We start from the raw sequence: 17446 nt of genomic DNA, 5'->3' as shown, positions 1-17446 counted from the left end.
TCCAGAAAAATCCTTCCAAACAAATCGTTGGAATGCTATTATCAGGTTGTTTCTATCTAGTCAAATCCAGATAAAACCCGAATGGAATAAAATAATGAATATAGAACAACTGAATGCCGAATACGGAATTGCCGACCAGGTCAAATTCATCGAAGGTGTGGGAGGATTCCCTTTCATCAAGATTGATAACGTCAAGGCAAGCGCTCTGATCTCTATCTATGGCGGTCAGGTCTTGTCTTTTCAGCCTGCCAATGAGCCGTATAACCTGATGTTTCTCAGCGATGCTGCATATTACCAGACGGGTAAGAGCATCAAGGGTGGAGCGCCGATCTGCTGGCCCTGGTTTGGGCCGGACCCCGAGCAACTGGGGCGCCCAGCTCACGGTTTTGTGCGAAACCGGCTCTGGAATGTGATGAAAACTGAAGTCACCGCGAATGGGGAATGCAAGATTACCCTGGGTCTGACAGATACACCCGAAACACAGGCGATATGGCCGCATTCATTCAAACTTTCGCTGGAAATTACTGTTGGGGAATCGCTGAACCTGGAATTGATTACGCATAACCCGACAGCCCATACATTTCACGTAACTCAGGCGTTGCACACTTATTTCAAAGTAGGGCATATCGATCAGGTAGCGATATCGGGCCTGGAGGGGATCAAGTATATCGATAAAGTTGATAATGGCCTTCAAAAGTTCCAGGCAGGTTCGGTAATAATCGATACGGAAGTCGACCGTATCTATCAGGGCATACACGGTGAGGTGCTGATCGATGATGCAGGCTTGGGCCGCCGGATACGAATCACATCCACAGGGAGCAAAACCGCGGTAGTGTGGAACCCTTGGGCAAAAATTTCGGCGGAAATGGGCGACTTGAAAGATGACGATTACAAGCGCTTTGTGTGCGTAGAAACCGCCAATGCGGGCGTGGATATTATGCAAGTCGATCCAGGCAGGGAAGTGCGATTGGCGGCAAACTATCGCATAGAACAGCATTTGACTGAGTTCGAGAGTGAATTTCCATCTGCCGCTTAGCTGAATACTGTCAAGGTACCGCGCCGATTCAAGCGCTTATTTCTTCCCACAGTTTCTGCAGTCGTTTGGCGGAAACGGGGTAGGGCGTTTTCAACTCCTGCGCAAATAGCGAGATGCGCAGTTCCTCGATTTGCCAGCGGAATCCAGCTAGGGCCGGATCGTGGATTCCGGCCTTGAGATGTTTTTCCATACGCTGCTCATACTGGTTCCATAACCCGGCAATAACGGCGCCGTGGCGGGCGTCACGCTCGGGGTTGGTCGCGTATTTATCCAGCCGCAGAACCATGCCTTTCAAATAACGCGGCAGATGTGGCAGCTGCTCCCATGGGGTGGCATTTAAAAAACCGGGATAAACGAGGCTGTGCAGTTGAATGGAAAGCTTGTCCTTCAGCTTGGGAGTAGCCGATCCCGCTGCGGAAAGACTGCTCGACAATGCCTGGCATTCACCCGCGATACTTTGTATCGTTCGGATAACAGCTTCAGTCACGGCGGGTAGCCGTGCTCTCGCCCGCTGCCGCTGGGCAATAAACTCTTTTTCGCTGCGCGGCAGCGCATCGTCGCCGATGAAAGCGCGGTCGGCGATAGCGTCCAGCATATCTTCCCTGAGTAACTGGGGGCTGATAAGGGTTTGCAATTGCAATACAGCCTGGCTCTGGGATCGATTTTGTCCCGACAGATCTTTTTCCAATCGCTTCATTTGCTCCTTGAGTTCGAAGCACAGCAGCTGCCGCACACCTCCGCGCATCTTTGCTTGTGCCGCAGGGCGCGTATCGAACAAATGGATGGCTACTTTTTCCTCTCGCGTGACCAGCGCCGGGTAGCCGGTCAGTTTCTTCCCATTCCGGATAAAAGTGATTTCTTCGGGCAGGTCACCAAAATCCCAGCGTTTCACATCGTCACGCTCGATTGGGCTGCGTTCGCCCGAATCGAGCCGAGCGAACGTCAGCTGCGCGGCCTGGCCAAGTTGCGCCTTGAGTTGCGCGAGATCACGGTTCATCGCGAGTTCGCGACCTGCATCGTCCACAACGTTATAATTCATCAGCAGATGCAGCGGGGGCTTTTCGTCGTGCCACCTATCCCGCGGAACGGTGATTCCCGTCTTGAATGAGATAAAATCCGCCAATGCTTCGGTCAGAGGTTGGGGTAGGGGCACAGGGGCGGAAGCTGTAACCGTTGACTCATGGCCTTCCAGAAACTGCGTCACGAAATCCGGTATCGGTACCAGGTGGCGGCGTATCTGTTTGGGAAGGGCTTTCAAATACCAGGTTATTTTTTCGCGGATCAGGCCCGGGACGAGGTTATCGAACCAGGTAGCCTGAAGCTTGTTGAGCAGGGGTAACGGCACGGTAATGGTGACGCCATCCAATAGATGCCCTGGTTCGAAGCGATAGGCAAACGGTAGCCGTACTCCATCCACGACCGTGCTATCGGGAAAACGCGCTTCCGTAACGTTACCCGCCTCATGACGCATCAGGTATTCCCTGGTGAGATAGAGCAGGCGCGGGTTTTCCCGCTCGGCCTGCCTGCGCCATTTTTCGAACGTTGCGCCGTTGCATATCCCGTCAGGGATGAGATCGTCGTAAAACGCAACGATTTCTGCTTCATCCACGAGCACATCCGGGCGGCGTGTCTTGTGCTCCAGCGCTGCGACATCGGCGATGAGTTTGCGGTTATGCTGGTAAAACGGTGCCTGGGTCACGTATTCACCCGCCACCAGTGCCGAGCGTATAAAAATTTCGCGCGCTTCCTTCGGATTGATGGCGCCGTAATAAATCCGCCGCTTCGGCATGATCGTCAAGCCGTACAGTGTTATGCGCTCGAATGCCGATACCTGTGCGGGTGTCTTCTCCCAATGGGGGTCAAAATAGTGCTTCTTGCACAACCCGCCTGCTGCGATTTTTTCCACCCAAAGGGGGTCGATCCTGGCTACGCTACGTGCGTAGAGTTTTTTGGTTTCGGTCAGTTCGGCAGCCATGATCCATTTAGGTTTGGCTTTTTTGAGCACCGAACCCGGAAAAATAGAAAACTTGATTCCACGCGCTCCCAGATACTCGCCATCCTCGTCGGCCTTGAAGCCGATATTGCCGAGCAACCCCGCCAGAAGTGCGCGATGGATTTCGTCATAACTCGCGGGAATCTCGTTTGGTCTCAGCCCGAATTCGGCCACCAAGGTATGTAGCTGACCATGGATTTCACGCCACTCCCGCATTCTGCGGTGGGATATAAAATTTTCCTGGCACTGCTCCATCAGTTTTCGATTGGATTTTTTATGTTTCAACAATTCATTGAAGAAATCCCACAGCTTCAGGTAGCCGATGAAGTCGGATCGCTCATCCTGAAAGCGCTGATGCGCCCTGTCGGCGGCCTCTTGCCGCTCGAACGGCCGGTCGCGCGGATCTTGCATGCTCAAGCCGGATGCGATGATCAGCACTTCACTCAGGCAGTTCTCTTCTTTGCCAGCCAGGATCATCCGTGCAATCTTAGGATCGATTGGAAACTTGGCCAATTGCCAGCCTATGCCGGTCAGCGAATTGCTATCGTCTACAGCACCGAGTTCCGCCAGTAATTGGTAGCCATCCGCGATCATTCGGGGCAGGGGCGGATCAAGGAACGGAAAATTCTGTACTTCTCCAATTTTGAGAGACTTCATGCGCAAAATCACGGCTGCCAGCGATGAGCGCAGGATTTCCGGATCGGTAAATTCCGGACGCGCAAGGTAATCCTCTTCCGAATAAAGACGGATGCAGACGCCGCTCATCACGCGGCCACAGCGCCCCGCTCGCTGATTGGCGGAAGCACGTGAAATTTTCTCGACCTGTAATTGCTCCACTTTGTTGCGATAACTATAGCGATTGAGCCGCGCAAATCCTGTATCGATCACATAGCGAATGCCGGGAACGGTGAGCGAAGTTTCCGCTACGTTGGTAGCCAGCACGACACGTCTCAAATTGCTGCCACCGGGTTTGAACACTCGCTCCTGCTCGGCATAGGACAATCGCGCGAACAAAGGCAGAATTTCCATACCGGATATGGCGGCGCCACGGGGGCCGGGCCTGCTCATGCCATGCTTGCGCAGTGCTTCGGCAGTCTCGCGGATTTCCCGCTCGCCGGGGAGGAATATCAACACGTCACCAGTACTGGAACCGGCGGAGCCGGTGATCTCATCCATTGCATCAAGGATGGATTGTTCAATGTCGTCTTCTTCCTTATCCTCATTCTGGGCTTCATCCTTACTTCGGTTTTTCGCCTGATATTCAGGATCAATGGAACCGCGCGATTGGATGGGCCGGTAGCGCACCTCCACCGGATACACTCTGCCCGATACTTCAACCACCGGCGCATCATCGAAGTGGGCTGAAAAGCGTTGCGCATTGATGGTGGCGGAAGTGACGATCAGTTTCAGATCGGGCCGCGCGGGTAGCAACTGCTTGAGATAGCCGAGCAGAAAGTCAATATTGAGGCTTCGTTCATGTGCCTCATCAATGATGATAGTGTCGTAGGCCAGCAGGAAGTGGTCACCTTGGGTTTCCGCCAGGAGAATTCCATCGGTCATGAGTTTGATATAAGTTTCCGAACTCACTTTGTCGGAAAAACGCACCTTATAGCCTACCGCGTGCCCCAGCGGACTATTGAGTTCCGAAGCGATCCGGGCTGCCACCGTGCGTGCAGCGATGCGCCGAGGCTGCGTATGACCGATCATGCCGGCAACCCCACGCCCGAGTTCAAGGCAAATTTTGGGTAACTGCGTAGTCTTGCCCGAGCCAGTCTCACCGCACACAATTACCACCTGGTTTTCCCGGATTGCGCGCGCTATCTCGTGGCGCCGCGCAACCACAGGCAGATCTTCCGGATAGACCGGTTTAGGCAGGTTGGCGAGGCGGCGCTCAGTATCAATCACAGAAATGGCAGGAAGTTTTTTCATCAACCGGTTATTCAAGAAAAGACGCGTATTTTAGCGCAGCGGAAGGGCCGGGTACGAAAAGCGGGATTGGGCAGCGGAAAGCGATTTATTCTTGATTTCTCATTCTCGTCAGCTATGTTTAAAACGGATGCCTCAATCGCCACACCCATTCGAATAGTAAATAAATATATGTCTGCGTTATGCCGGGCAACTGGTTTGTGATGAGGCGACAGTCATGCCATTACCTGAGCCGCTATAGATAAGGTAGCATGACTGAGCATATTTACGCTTCGATAAGCTGCCAAAGGCCGGTCCAGGTTTCCGATGAGCTGGAGCTTCTTTCCGAACTGTCCAGGCCGGCCTGAAAAGATCAGCCGGCCGAACATGGAGCGCAGCCTTATCGACTTGTCAAAGCGAAGCCATGCTTATATAAGGCACTCATTTTTTATCCGGGAAAAATCCAACATGCGGGCTACCATTCAATTTATCCAGCCGGACAGGAAACTGGCTATCCTCACGAAGCTGCTGGGCATCATTCAAGGTATCGGCAGTTTGCGGCCGCATATCCTTGCGCATGGCGTATTACTCGACAAATTGAATAAAAACGATGTGGAGATATTAAAAAAAGCGCTGACAAACCTTGGGTATTCGAGTTATATCGCCACAGACAGCACCATTCGCCTGCTCATCGCCAATGGTGAATTGCGTACCCTGTTTGGGCTGGTGATGCCCATCGGGCGTAGACAAAACGCTTTTGCGGAAATTTTTTGGGAACGTGGTTTTACTATTGAAAATCTCCCACCCGATCAAGCCGAGGATCTGAGAAAACGGCTCGAAACCATTGCTACCGTTATTACTGCACCGGACATCCCGCAACCATCTATTCATACAGTTTGCGGCCAGGTCAGCCAGCCAGACGGCACCCCGATCAGCACTGTCGGCTTTACCGTGCGCGCTTTCGATGCGCTGGCGCCAACAAATCTTGTCCCACGTGGAAATACGGTTGCGCTTCAGACTAATGGAAATTATCGCATCGATTTTGCCTGGCAGTCAGACGGTAGAAAGGGACCCAATCTACTGGTTCACGTTTTTGATCCGCAAGGAAATATCGTTGCGGAAGGCAGAAAAACCTCAGCGGCTATTCAGGAATTCCTCGACATCACGGTCCACCACTTCGAACCTGAAACCTATGCGTTGACAATAACGATTAAAAACCATGCGACGGATGCTTCTTTGCCCAGGATACAGGTTGACGCCGTATTCCAGATTAACGGCCAGCAACTGATTCGCTCAGGTACGACAGATGCCGAAGGCATGACGCTTATCCCGGTTGATGAATCTTTTTTTGGCACAGGACATACTGTCGAGGTTCTGTTCCGCGTATATCAGGATGATCAAGCGCTCGATACCGATACCTTTATCGAAAACCTTCTACCTGGGAACCAGTCGGTGGAAATTCTGGTTACGGTGCCGAAAGCCGGGGGAGAGCTGCGTATTGTCCGAGGCGCCGTTCGACAGACGGATGGCTTCCCTTTGCCGGATGTCATCGTGCAGGCATTCGACCGGGATATGCGGACAGAGACGTTACTTGGACAGGCGGTGGCCGATACTCAAGGGTTCTATGAGATTGCCTATACCACCGGCCAGTTGCGGCGCCCGGAAAAAGCGCGGGCCGATCTGGTCATCCGCGCGTTCGAACCAGCGGGGAAGGGGGGCGAAATCGCTGTGTCGGGTATTATATTTAACGTTTCGCCACAACAAACTATCGATATTGAGGTTGAACTGGAAAAATTTCGCGGGCCGTCCGAGTACGAGCGATATCTTGCCGAGCTGCAACCGCTGGTTGAAAGCGTGCCAATTCACGAATTAACGAAGGAGGATTTGCATTTCCTGGGCGGCAAAACGGGTATTTCACCTAAGCAGCTCAATTATTTGCGGCTGGATGCACAATGGTCATTTCAACACATGCTGCTACCCGCGGTACCCTACGCTCTTTTTCGCCAGGGGTTGCCGACAGATTTGCACTGTTTGCTGGCAGAAAAACCGTTACGCTTACAGGAAGCACTTAAGGCATCGCTGGTGCAAAACATCGTTCCGGCGGCAATAACTCCCCAAATTGATCAGGTTATTGAGCAGCTTTTATCCCTTGATGATTCGCTGGGCTTTGAGCTGGGGTTGGAGGCGGAGGCCAGGCAAGGTGCAGTCAGCGGAGGATGACGCCCAGGCTTCGGACTTGCTGTACGAAACCGTGGAAACGCATGCTTGTTGCATCCGCCTGGATTCCAGCATTCGTTGGAATGATGGCATTTTCTCGCCTGCGGTCTATAGTGATATATCATCTTGTCCGCAATGAGTTTCTAAATCATGTCCAGAAGTCGTCGCACTAAACGAGTTTTATCTATTTTGCTGCTTATCGTGGGCGGCATGCTGATGTTCCTGGCGCCGGAAAACATCTGGATCGGCGCCATTCTTTTCACGCTTGGTCTCGCCCTGGAAATAGCAGGGCTGGTGCTCAGGCGCGATAAATAACGGAACAACTATAATATCCGGACTGCCAGGGCTAACGACATCCCGCAAAAAGTCATCTGAACCAATCGTCATTTAAGTTCCAAACAGATTCACTACCTCATTAGGTCATTTTTTTTCATTCCCTTAATGGATGATAAGGACGTTATCATTCATTAATGTATTTTAAAGTGGCCGAAATATTATTTCATATCCATGTTGGGACTGGGCAATCTCAATCTGAATGATTAGTATTGATTGATATTGTTTCAATAGGATTAAATATGAATACACGTGTCGTCACCGCTCACATTCCTAATGAACTTGCCGAACAAATTGATCAACTCTCTGCTCGACTTGATCGTCCCAAGGGCTGGATCGTAAAACAAGCGTTGACCTCTTGGGTTGCCCTTGAAGCAAAACGCCACCAGCTTACCTTGGAAGGAATGGCGGATGTCGATGCCGGACGCTTGGTGGATCATGCTTCGATTGATGCTTGGGCTACGAGCCTCGACAAGCCGGCTTAATTCATGACGCTTAAATGGACGGTTAGTGCTGAGCGCGATCTTGTTCGCCTTCACGCCTTTCTCGCTCCAGCAAATTCTAAGGTTGCGTCAAAGTGGTGAAGCAACTGGTAGCAGGCGCGCAGCAGCTTCTTGTTTATCCGTAGATTGGAGTGCCGCTCGACGAATTTGCACCCCGTGATGTACGTCAAGTAATTGTGGGGGATAACGAAGTACGTTATGAAGTTGTGGACAGCATTATTGATATCCTTCGCCTTTGGCACGCTCGGAAGATCGATGATGACATAGTGCCAACCTATCTGCTTCACGGATCAGTGGCACTGTCGGCGTTGTTTTCTCCCACCCCGGATGCTGTCGCGTGTAAAACCCCTGCATGCTATCTGCGCTTCTATTGTAAGAATTTAAATCCGGGGGAATTTAGCGGTCATAAAAAAACCCGAAGACGGACGGGCCGGGTTCGGGTTTAGAGTTTCCACTTACAAAGGAGGGATCACTTATCCAACGACTACATGATAAAACTCCCAGAAATAAAGTCAAGCATTTTTGCGGCATATCCCAATCAGCGAAATCAGACCGGGGCATGCCGATTTATGTCGATCAGCCGATAAAAACCCGGGATCTTTCTCTTCCCTTCCTAAATCAAAGCGCGGCGTCGGATCAGCAGACCCAATACCCCAAGCCCAACGAGCATCATTGCATAGGTTGATGGCTCCGGAACCGGTGTCAGAACGCCAAATAACCCGTGGGCTTCGTCATTGGGCCCGGCGGTGAAATACAACAGGTGGCTGCTCCCGGCCAACGTATCGTTTCCAGGGGAAAGTGCCCATAATCCATCGACCGCCAGCGGTTTATTGCTGGCATCGAGCACTTGTCCAAGAAACGCATGAGTATTCGGGTCGTAAATATTTATGTGCCCGTCGCCGAAATTACCCACCAGCAGGTCGCCCGCCATCGGGCCGAACGAAGATGGCGCGGTAGCTACCCCCCAAGGCGCGTTTAATGTTCCACCCGACGCAACGCGTCCCGCGAAGTCGCCGTTCAGGTTATATTTGTCGACAAAACCGAATCCCAAACCTGCGACATCATCCTTCTTGGTTGCATCCTGCAAGGCATAGGTGACATAGAGCGAGCCATTGAGATTCTGAACATTGAAAGGAGCATATCCCGCGGGAAGGCTCGGGTCCGTGAATGAACCTGTCAACGCTGGGGCCGAGGTGGTGCCCTTGTAGACATCAATGGTGCCGGCTCTGAAGTTGGCTGCGTACAGGTAATCCTGTCCCGAAACGCTGCCGATGGCTGCGCCCTTGTAAACATTATTCGTTGAGGCCGGGGCGATGGTGTCGGCATTTACCAATCCTGTTGTACCCAGCGCCGGGCGCCAACCGGAAACGCTACCGTTTTCAGTGACGAACAAAAAGCGATTGCCATTGAATGATGCGGTGCTGTTGAATACTTGCCCGGTAACGCCGCCGCCAGGGATCGAAATGGTCAGCGCTTGCTTGGCGGTGGCCTGTGTTGCCGGGTTCACGCTATATAAAGGCACTGTTCCAGTACCATTTGCGGAGACCCAGAACGGACCGGTTGGCGCGTATGACATCCCCCATGCATTCTGGAGGCCGGGATCGGTAAGTTGTGCGGGATTCGCCGCCTGGTCGTCGGTCACAAGACCGGTCGCCGTGAATGGAACAGCCCAGGCAGGGATAGAGAGCAGAGATACCACTATCCCTGCTGCGAGTGAAGGCAAAAAGGATCGAACTTGTCGCATGATATTTCCCCTAAGATAATTATAAGAACTCGATGCTACGCTAGTTTGTTCCCTCTCTATTCTTCTCTATCCCGTTCTGTCCCTTACTTTTTTCTCTTGAAAATAAAAGCTTACGACCTGTAGAATCGATATTGCGTTAAATTATCCATGACCGTTGGGTGCAGCCTTTTCCGGGATGAGAGGCGTGGTTCTCATTTAACACAGCCCGTGTGATGAAATTATTGTTTTACTATAAAAGTTTTGTGAAATTTCAATCCGATCACTTTGCGAAAGGCAATTTCGGCGGCTTCCGTGGAGTTCTCGCTGGAAAGCGGAAATTGATATATAGCCTTCGTCTGGCCCTCGAGGTGCGAAAGCCTATTCCAGGCATCAGAACTATTGTCCGAACGCCTCCTCCATGGGCTTGAAAGTCTTTGTCACCGGAGCCGGCGGTTATCTCGGAAATGTGCTCGTTGCTCATCTGGCCGCTATGCCAGAGGTCGAGCGTATAACCGGTCTTATTAACAATACATTGCCGCCAACGCCCCTGTCGGCTAAAGTCAATCTCGTCAAGATGGATATCCGTTCACCTGAACTGGCGAGCGTAATGGCCGGGCATGAGGTCGTTGTACACACTGCATTCCTTGTGCAGTGGACATCCAGGATGCCCGCGGCAGTTCGCGATGACATCAATTTGAGAGGCACGCGGAATTTGGCTCAGGCGGCGATCGAAAGCCGTGCTCAAAAGTTTATCTATGCCAGCAGTATCTCGGCGTACGACCCCACCCTGGTGCAAGGAACAGATAACGTAAAGGAAGAATTTCCTACCGGAAAAGGCGATTCCTCCATGTACTACTGGAACAATAAGGCGATCGCGGAAAAGATACTGACAGAGATTGTGGAACCGTCCGGGATCGTGTTGACCTTGCTCCGCCTCAGCTACATCATTGGTCCGCGCAATCGCGTGACTGTGGCGGGGTTTCGCGAGAATGCAGCAAATTTCCCAGGCCGGGATCCACGCGCGCAATTTGTGCATGAAGAGGATGTGGCTGAAGCTTTTGGGCAGGCAGTGCGCACCGAAATGCCTGGCGCCTTTAACGCTGTTCCAGATGGCGACATCCGGCTCAGTGAGGTCTATAAAATTATCGATGCGAAGCCCATACTCGTCCCATTATGGCTGGCGCACCTGATAACATTCATTCGCTGGCAATATCTCGGTTCGCCCATACACCCATCCTGGATCCGGTCGGCTTTGGTGGATGCGACCTTGAGTAATGCAAAACTGAAAGCCACGGGATGGTGCCCGCGATATAGCAGCAGGGATGCCATCCTCGCCGCCATCGAAAAATAACGGATTTTCTCAATCATTCCATTCGGAAAATATCGAGGGAGCTTGTTCAGGCCCTGAAGAACCATAACCGCGCGTACACGGTCAAAGTTTGTAATAACCGAAGGAGGATCCCATGAATCGACGCGCCGTACTGCAAAGTCTCGCCACGCTGGCGGGGTTGCCGTTGATTTCGGCATGCTCAAGCAGCAAAACAGCGGTAAATACGCCAACTGCGATAACGGTAAAACCCCTGAACAAACCGCATGAAGATTGGCGAGGCCTGGTTTCGCCCGCCGCTTATAAGGTATTGTTTGAAGAAGATACGGAGCCTCCGGGCAGTAGCGCACTGAATCGTGAAGACCGGGAAGGCACTTTTATTTGCGCCGCGTGCTATCTGCCGATGTTCGATAGCGCGAATAAATTTGAAAGCGGCACGGGATGGCCCAGTTTCACCCAGCCCATCGCAGGACATATGGAAACAAGGCGCGATTTCAAGATGATTCTGCCGCGCACGGAATACCATTGCGCGCGCTGCGGAGGTCACCAAGGTCATGTATTTAACGATGGCCCCCTTCCCAGGGGAGAGCGCTGGTGTAACAATGGCCTGGCCCTCCGATTCGTGCTGAAAGGTGAACAGCTGCCGGCCCTCAGAGGTTGATTAACCCCCAGCCCCGGACTATGTTCAAGCCATTTATATTTTACGCCATGCCTCACGCCCATCTTTTCCGCCGGATGTTCGATACCGTGATGATGGGCATGATTCTGGTTATGCTAGCCGCATGCGAACCGCCGGGCGCACACATCAATGCCTCGGCTGCCGGTCCCTCAGCGAGTCAACATGCCAACTCGTCCGCCGGGTCTTCCGTTACGGACATCGCCATTTTCGCTGGCGGTTGCTTCTGGTGTACGGAAGCGGATTTCGACAAGATGCCCGGCGTCATATCCACCACATCCGGTTATATCGGCGGCAAGGTGGCCAATCCAACTTATAAACAGGTATCTTCAGGAAAAACCGGTCACATTGAAGCAGTGCAGGTGCGCTTCGATCCGGAAAAGACCAATTTCGCCAAGCTGCTGGCAGCATTCTGGCCGACGATCGATCCCCTCACTTCCAACGGTCAATTCTGTGATGAAGGCTCACAATATCGCAGTGCAATCTTTTATTATGATGCCGATCAAAAGCGGCAGGCCGAGGCATCCAAAGCCGAGCTCGAAGCCTCAGGTCGTTTTACACAGTCTATCGTGACCGAGATTTTACCCGCCACGAAGTTTTACCCAGCGGAGGAATACCATCAGGATTATTACATCAAAAATCCCCTCCGCTATTCCTATTACCGCAGCAGCTGTGGTCGCGATGCGCGTCTAGCCCAGGTATGGGGTATTCGCAAATAGCCGGGGAGGCGGGGATCGAGGGTATGCTCACGCGTAGCAATGCGCTACGTTTATTGTAGCTCTATACTTTGACTCACTTTGAGACTCGGTTGCAGCCTGCAACCTTTTACCTCCCAGACCTCTCGAATAACGGGCAATTCTCCCCTTATTTTCCTACCCTGCTTTCGTGGGATCAGGTGTGAGTTTCTACAAGGGGTTGCGCAAGATGTCTCTTAGTGCACAGCGTTCAAGGCTGGGCCCGATGCTGGGCTTGGAGTCAAGCCCGGATTCGAACGACCGCTCCCGTCACGCCTTTCCCTGAGCTCAGTGGTATCCATATCCATGATTCGGGGATCTTTAGCCGTATTATCGTCGGCCTCCAGATATTGCATCCCGGATTCTCTGGTTTTTACCTTTGTTCCCTTCTGGTCTTTCACCTTCGAGGTCCTTACCTTTGCAGGCTGCGTCTTTGCATCTTTACGGCCTTCGGCTGTATCCAGCGGATTCTTCGAAATATCGGCGGTATCATGCCTGGCTTTGAGATTGGCACTTATGGCCATATAGCTGCGATACTCATTCTGCATCTGGGAGTGCAACTGCGAATATTGAATGCTGTAGGAGCTCCGCGTGCTTTCCAATTGCCGTAGTTTTGTTTCCAGCAGGCGCCGGTTATGGGAATTATCTTTTGCTTCGACAGTTTTTACTGCCAGCGAGACCTCCTGGATTTTTTGATTCAACTGCTTGAGCAACTGGGCCATACCATTGGCAGCATTGCTGTAGCGCCGGTGGTACAGCTCCAGTTTCTCGAAATCGGTGAGCGGTTCTCCGATAGGACGCGAAGCGTCTTCGGACACATCATTTGCCGACAGCTCCTGCTCTGCCTGTTCTGCGAAAGCATTCGGTAAGGATAGTCCCAACGCCAGAGCAATCATGGCCGCGTATCGCGTCCATAAGCGCCTCATATGCGATGTCATGGATGAGCTCCTGAGTATGTTGTTTCGTCGAATATGATGGTATACCTGTTTAACGCTCGACTCCAATTTCTGGTGCTTATCGTTTAGCTTAGGGGTCGGCTTTGAGCTCGGTAAAATCAGGATATCAGACAAGGCTACTGCTGTTTGCGAGTATAAGTTAAACTGCGCGGAGAGGAACAATACGGGAAAAAAAATGGAAAGTAGTCTTCTAATACACCGGCCATCCGCCTGACCAGCAATCCCGAGAATGACAGTTTCCAAATTATCCAAGAGTAAATTCATTACCCTGGAAGGCATAGACGGTGCAGGCAAGAGTACCCACCTAGGCTGGCTTGCGAGCCTTTTGCGTAGCAGGGGGAAAAGCGTAATCGTGACACGCGAGCCGGGTGGCACTCGTTTGGGCGAAGGGTTGCGCGAGCTTCTGCTTGCCAGCGACCAGGCCATGCATGCGGAAACCGAAGCTCTGCTAATGTTCGCAGCACGGCGGGAGCACCTGGACAAGGTTATCTTCCCAGCCCTGGATCGCGGCGATTGGGTGATTTCAGACCGGTTCACCGATGCCAGCTTCGCCTATCAGGGCGGTGGCAGGGGTCTGCCAACGGAGAAACTCGATAAGCTCGAGCATTGGGTGCAAGGGGAATTTCAACCTGATCTCACGCTTTATTTCGACGTAACAGTCGAATTAGGCAGGCAACGAATAGATGCCATCAAGCCGGCCGATCGGTTCGAAGCGGAACAGGATGAGTTTTTCCGGCGAGTGCGAAATGCATACCTGGAGAGGGCCCGCCGGTTTCCGCGACGTATTTCTGTGATAGATGCAAACCAGCCTCTTGAGGAAGTTAAGAAATCAGTTGAAAAAATCATTCTATCCTTCTGTTAATGAATAATATCTATTCATGGCAAAAAGAAGCCTGGCGGAGATTGGCCCAGGATGTTCAAGGAAGCAGGAGGGCATCAGCCCATGCCTTGCTGCTGAGGGGCAGAAAGGGCTTGGGCAAACTTGCATTCGGCCGTTACCTGGCCAAATCCAGACTTTGCGAGCATCCATCTGCTGAAGGCGAGGCATGTCAAACCTGTGCAAGTTGCCGCTGGTTTGAACAAGGCAGTCATCCGGATTATCGCCTGATCGAGCCGGAAGCCATATCGGCGCCATCCCCGATGGCAGGATCGCCCGATGATAACGGGGACGATGGAAGCGATATCGGACCGGGCTCCACGCCTGGGTCCGCCTCGGGCGCCACGACAGAGGCCAGCGGCGCGAAATCCAGGAAAAAACCAAGCAAACAGATCAGTGTCACGCAAATACGGGATCTGGCCGATTTCATCAATATATCCAGCCATCAGAACGGTTACAAGATCATCTTGCTCCATCCGGCGGAAACCATGAATGCAGCCGCTGCCAATGCGCTACTGAAGAACCTGGAAGAACCGCCGCCCCAAACACTTTTCATCCTCGTTACCCATCATGCGCAGTATTTGCTGCCGACCATACGCAGCCGGTGCCTGCAAGTTGCAATGCCCGTGCCTGATCCGGCAACCGCCATTGCCTGGCTTCAACAGCAGGGGATCAAAGATCCGGAAGCATGTCTGGCTTCCGCTGGATATGCGCCTTTGTTGGCACTGGAATTCAACGATGACGATTATCTGAAGCGGCATAGCAACTTTATCGGACAGATCAGTATGCCCACGGATATCAGCCCGATTGCGCTGGCAGAAGAGTTGCAAAAATCAGACTTGCCCACGGTGGTCAACTGGATGCAGAAATGGTGCTACGACTTGATGAGTTTTCGCACAACCGGCAAGGTTCGCTATCATCTGGATAGGCTGGCCGCCATAAAATTGCTGGCGCCAGGGATCGAGCCGCGTTCACTGGCAACGTACTCGCGGACCCTGGCCGACGCGCAACTGCTGGCAAACCATCCCCTCAATACTCGATTATTCCTGGAAGAGTTGCTGTTTTCCTATGTCATTGCGCTATCAGCGGCATCACCATCATCTCAAGTGGAAGCATAAGCAGCCTACTTGACTTGGACTGGGGCAATATCCACGCCCAGTGCGTTGCACTCCTCGGCATCCTAGACTAAGCTATCCCTTTCGTCGTACGCTTGCAATCACCCCGGGTTTGCGGCCAGCTACCGCCGATAGTCCACGGGAAGTACTTGTTCAGAGGTTCCATAGTCATGTTTGTTGATTCTCATTGCCACCTGGATTTTCCTGATCTGTCGAGCAACCTCAACGAGTTGCTGGAGAAAATGCGGGCGAACGATGTTAGCCATGCGCTCTGCGTAAGCGTTAACCTGGAAGACTTTCCTCGAGTGCTTGCGTTGGCGGAAGCCCATCCGAACCTGTTTGCTTCAGTGGGTGTTCATCCTGATTATGAAAATCTGGCCGAGCCACAAGCAGCGCAACTGGCATCCCTGGCCGAACATCCCCGCATCGTCGCCATCGGCGAGACGGGGCTGGATTACTTTCGCCTGAAGGGCGATCTGGAATGGCAGCGGGAACGCTTCCGCCAGCATATCCGTGCTGCCAGGCAGTGCGGTAAACCGCTCATCATTCACACGCGCGAGGCTGCTGCCGATACGTTGCGTATCATGGCGGAGGAGGGCGCGGATAGTGTCGGCGGGGTGATGCATTGCTTCACGGAAAGCTGGGAAGTGGCCCAGCAGGCGATGGAAATGAATTTTTATATTTCTTTTTCCGGGATTGTCACTTTCAAGAATGCCGTTGCTTTAAAGGATGTGGCGAAGAGAATCAAACTGGAGAGAATGCTCATAGAAACAGATTCGCCATATCTTGCGCCGGTGCCGCATCGCGGCAAAATGAATCAGCCTGCCTTTGTGCGGCATGTGGCGGGGGAAATAGCCGCATTGCGCGGTATCAGCATCGACGAAGTGGGCACAGCTACGACCGAAAATTTTTTCAACTTATTCAAGGCGGCCTGAAAGATGAGCTTACCAGGAAATTTTTTTTTCGCTGCTGGTCTGATGCTTGCAGTCAGCTTGTGGCAGCAGCCGGTTGCCAAGGCGGGCGCCTATGAGGATCTACGTTGGGCGGCTGAAGACAACAACACCACAGACATGGCGAAGTTGCTTGCCAAGGGTGCCGACCCTAACACGCCCGATGCGCAGGGAAACACGCTTTTGATGGTTGCGGTACGCAACAAAAATGCCGAACTCGTTGATCTGCTGATAAAGGCTGGCGCAAAGCTCAACTTGCGCAATAAATATGGCGAAACCGCCATTATGCTCGCCAGCTATAACGGGCTTGGGAATGTCGTCGAGAAACTATATGTCAAGGGTGCGGAAATCAACCATAAGGGGTGGAATCCGCTGCTTTATGCCGCAATCGCTGGTCACGCGAAAATCGTCCAATTATTATTGGAAGGCGGCGCGAAAGCTAATTCGATATCCGACAACGGATCAACCCCATTAATGATGGCGGCCAGAGGCAATCATGTGGATACCGCAAAGGTGCTCCTGGAAAACGGCGCCGATCCCAATATCAGGAACGAGTCGGGAAAAACGGCATTGGACTGGGCTTTGAGCAAAGATCATCAGAAAGTCGCTGAATTGTTGAAAACCAGCGGAGCGACGGAATAACGGAATCCTTCCAGGTAAACCGGTAACTGTCAGGAGCGACATGAGCACGATTGGATTCAATCATTATAATTTGCGCGGTCCGCGCGAGCTGATAGACGAGCTCAAGGATTTCTATTGCGAAATAGTGGGACTCACGCAAGGCCAGCGTCCACCTTTTGAGAGCTTTGGGTATTGGCTTTACGCAGGCGATCAATGTGTCCTCCACTTGAGCCAGGCACGCCCGGATGAAGTGCGCCTTACGCATATCGCCACCACTTTTGATCACGTGGCGTTTACCTGTACCGATCGCCCGGAAATGGAGGCGTGCCTGAAACAGCACAATGTCGAATTCCGGGGAGGCAAGGTACCTTCTCTTGGCATCGCCCAGCTATTTTTCAAGGATCCGGCAGGGAACGGAATAGAATTGAGCTTTGCCGAAGGCCAAGTCCAGCCTGACGGAATTAGTCGTTAACTTGATGA

General features: G+C 52.4%; 15 protein-coding genes. 12 read left to right on the top strand and 3 right to left on the bottom strand.

All coding sequences use genetic code 11. The annotated features are described in order from the left end of the window. Nucleotides 1-94: 94 nt before the first annotated feature. A complete protein-coding gene (locus F822_RS01680) occupies nt 95-1036 on the top strand; it encodes a D-hexose-6-phosphate mutarotase (protein ID WP_025039645.1) in 942 nt (313 codons plus the stop codon). 28 nt (nt 1037-1064) lie between these two features. Here the strand turns inward: F822_RS01680 and hrpA are convergent, their stop codons facing one another. Beyond that, nucleotides 1065-4958 carry an ATP-dependent RNA helicase HrpA gene (hrpA, locus tag F822_RS01675; protein WP_025039646.1) on the bottom strand — a complete coding sequence of 1298 codons (3894 nt, stop codon included), beginning with the start codon at nt 4956-4958 and terminating at the stop codon, nt 1065-1067. 444 nt (nt 4959-5402) lie between these two features. On the opposite strand from hrpA, the gene F822_RS01670 reads away from it, so the two are divergent. From F822_RS01670 to F822_RS01665, 3 genes are all read left to right on the top strand, one after another. Next, on the top strand, nt 5403-7154 hold the full coding sequence (locus F822_RS01670) for a hypothetical protein (protein ID WP_156304319.1): 1752 nt from the start codon (nt 5403-5405) through the stop codon (nt 7152-7154). A gap of 147 nt (nt 7155-7301) precedes the next feature. After that, nucleotides 7302-7466: a hypothetical protein gene (locus F822_RS15585; protein ID WP_197272868.1), complete on the top strand. Its 165-nt coding sequence runs from the start codon at nt 7302-7304 to the stop codon at nt 7464-7466. A gap of 260 nt (nt 7467-7726) precedes the next feature. Beyond that, nucleotides 7727-7969 carry a CopG family ribbon-helix-helix protein gene (locus F822_RS01665; protein ID WP_025039648.1) on the top strand — a complete coding sequence of 81 codons (243 nt, stop codon included), beginning with the start codon at nt 7727-7729 and terminating at the stop codon, nt 7967-7969. Between the two features lie 631 nt (nt 7970-8600). Here F822_RS01665 and F822_RS01655 read toward each other — a convergent pair. Next, nucleotides 8601-9731: a TIGR03118 family protein gene (locus F822_RS01655; RefSeq protein WP_025039650.1), complete on the bottom strand. Its 1131-nt coding sequence runs from the start codon at nt 9729-9731 to the stop codon at nt 8601-8603. Between the two features lie 397 nt (nt 9732-10128). Between F822_RS01655 and F822_RS01645 the strand changes: the two genes are divergently transcribed. From F822_RS01645 to msrA, 3 genes are all read left to right on the top strand, one after another. Further along, on the top strand, nt 10129-11061 hold the full coding sequence (locus F822_RS01645; protein ID WP_025039652.1) for an NAD-dependent epimerase/dehydratase family protein: 933 nt from the start codon (nt 10129-10131) through the stop codon (nt 11059-11061). A gap of 112 nt (nt 11062-11173) precedes the next feature. Next, a complete protein-coding gene (gene msrB / locus F822_RS01640) occupies nt 11174-11698 on the top strand; it encodes a peptide-methionine (R)-S-oxide reductase MsrB (protein WP_025039653.1) in 525 nt (174 codons plus the stop codon). 20 nt (nt 11699-11718) lie between these two features. Further along, nucleotides 11719-12432: a peptide-methionine (S)-S-oxide reductase MsrA gene (gene msrA, locus F822_RS01635; RefSeq protein WP_231623543.1), complete on the top strand. Its 714-nt coding sequence runs from the start codon at nt 11719-11721 to the stop codon at nt 12430-12432. A gap of 212 nt (nt 12433-12644) precedes the next feature. On the opposite strand, the gene F822_RS01630 is transcribed toward msrA, so the two are convergent. Further along, a complete protein-coding gene (locus F822_RS01630) occupies nt 12645-13385 on the bottom strand; it encodes a hypothetical protein (protein WP_025039655.1) in 741 nt (246 codons plus the stop codon). A gap of 247 nt (nt 13386-13632) precedes the next feature. Between F822_RS01630 and tmk the strand changes: the two genes are divergently transcribed. The 5 genes from tmk to F822_RS01605 all read left to right on the top strand — a co-directional run bounded on the left by tmk (nt 13633) and on the right by F822_RS01605 (nt 17438). After that, complete coding sequence (gene tmk / locus F822_RS01625) at nt 13633-14265, top strand: dTMP kinase (protein ID WP_025039656.1); 633 nt, start codon at nt 13633-13635, stop codon at nt 14263-14265. Next, the gene (holB, locus tag F822_RS01620) at nt 14265-15398 is read left to right on the top strand and encodes a DNA polymerase III subunit delta' (RefSeq protein WP_025039657.1); all 1134 of its coding nucleotides are present in this window, start codon (nt 14265-14267) and stop codon (nt 15396-15398) included. Before tmk ends, holB begins: the two co-directional genes overlap by 1 nt. A 167-nt stretch (nt 15399-15565) precedes the next feature. Continuing rightward, nucleotides 15566-16330, top strand: coding sequence for a TatD family hydrolase (locus F822_RS01615; RefSeq protein WP_025039658.1), 765 nt, complete (start codon nt 15566-15568; stop codon nt 16328-16330). Between the two features lie 3 nt (nt 16331-16333). Then, on the top strand, nt 16334-16987 hold the full coding sequence (locus F822_RS01610; protein WP_025039659.1) for an ankyrin repeat domain-containing protein: 654 nt from the start codon (nt 16334-16336) through the stop codon (nt 16985-16987). A gap of 40 nt (nt 16988-17027) precedes the next feature. Next, on the top strand, nt 17028-17438 hold the full coding sequence (locus F822_RS01605; RefSeq protein ID WP_025039660.1) for a VOC family protein: 411 nt from the start codon (nt 17028-17030) through the stop codon (nt 17436-17438). The last annotated feature ends 8 nt before the right edge of the window (nt 17439-17446 follow it).

Source organism: Nitrosospira briensis C-128 (assembly GCF_000619905.2).
In the GTDB taxonomy this organism is placed as follows: Bacteria; Pseudomonadota; Gammaproteobacteria; order Burkholderiales; family Nitrosomonadaceae; genus Nitrosospira; species Nitrosospira briensis.
The sequence above is the reverse complement of the archived record's forward strand: the minus strand, read 5'-3'. Positions and strand labels throughout refer to the sequence as shown.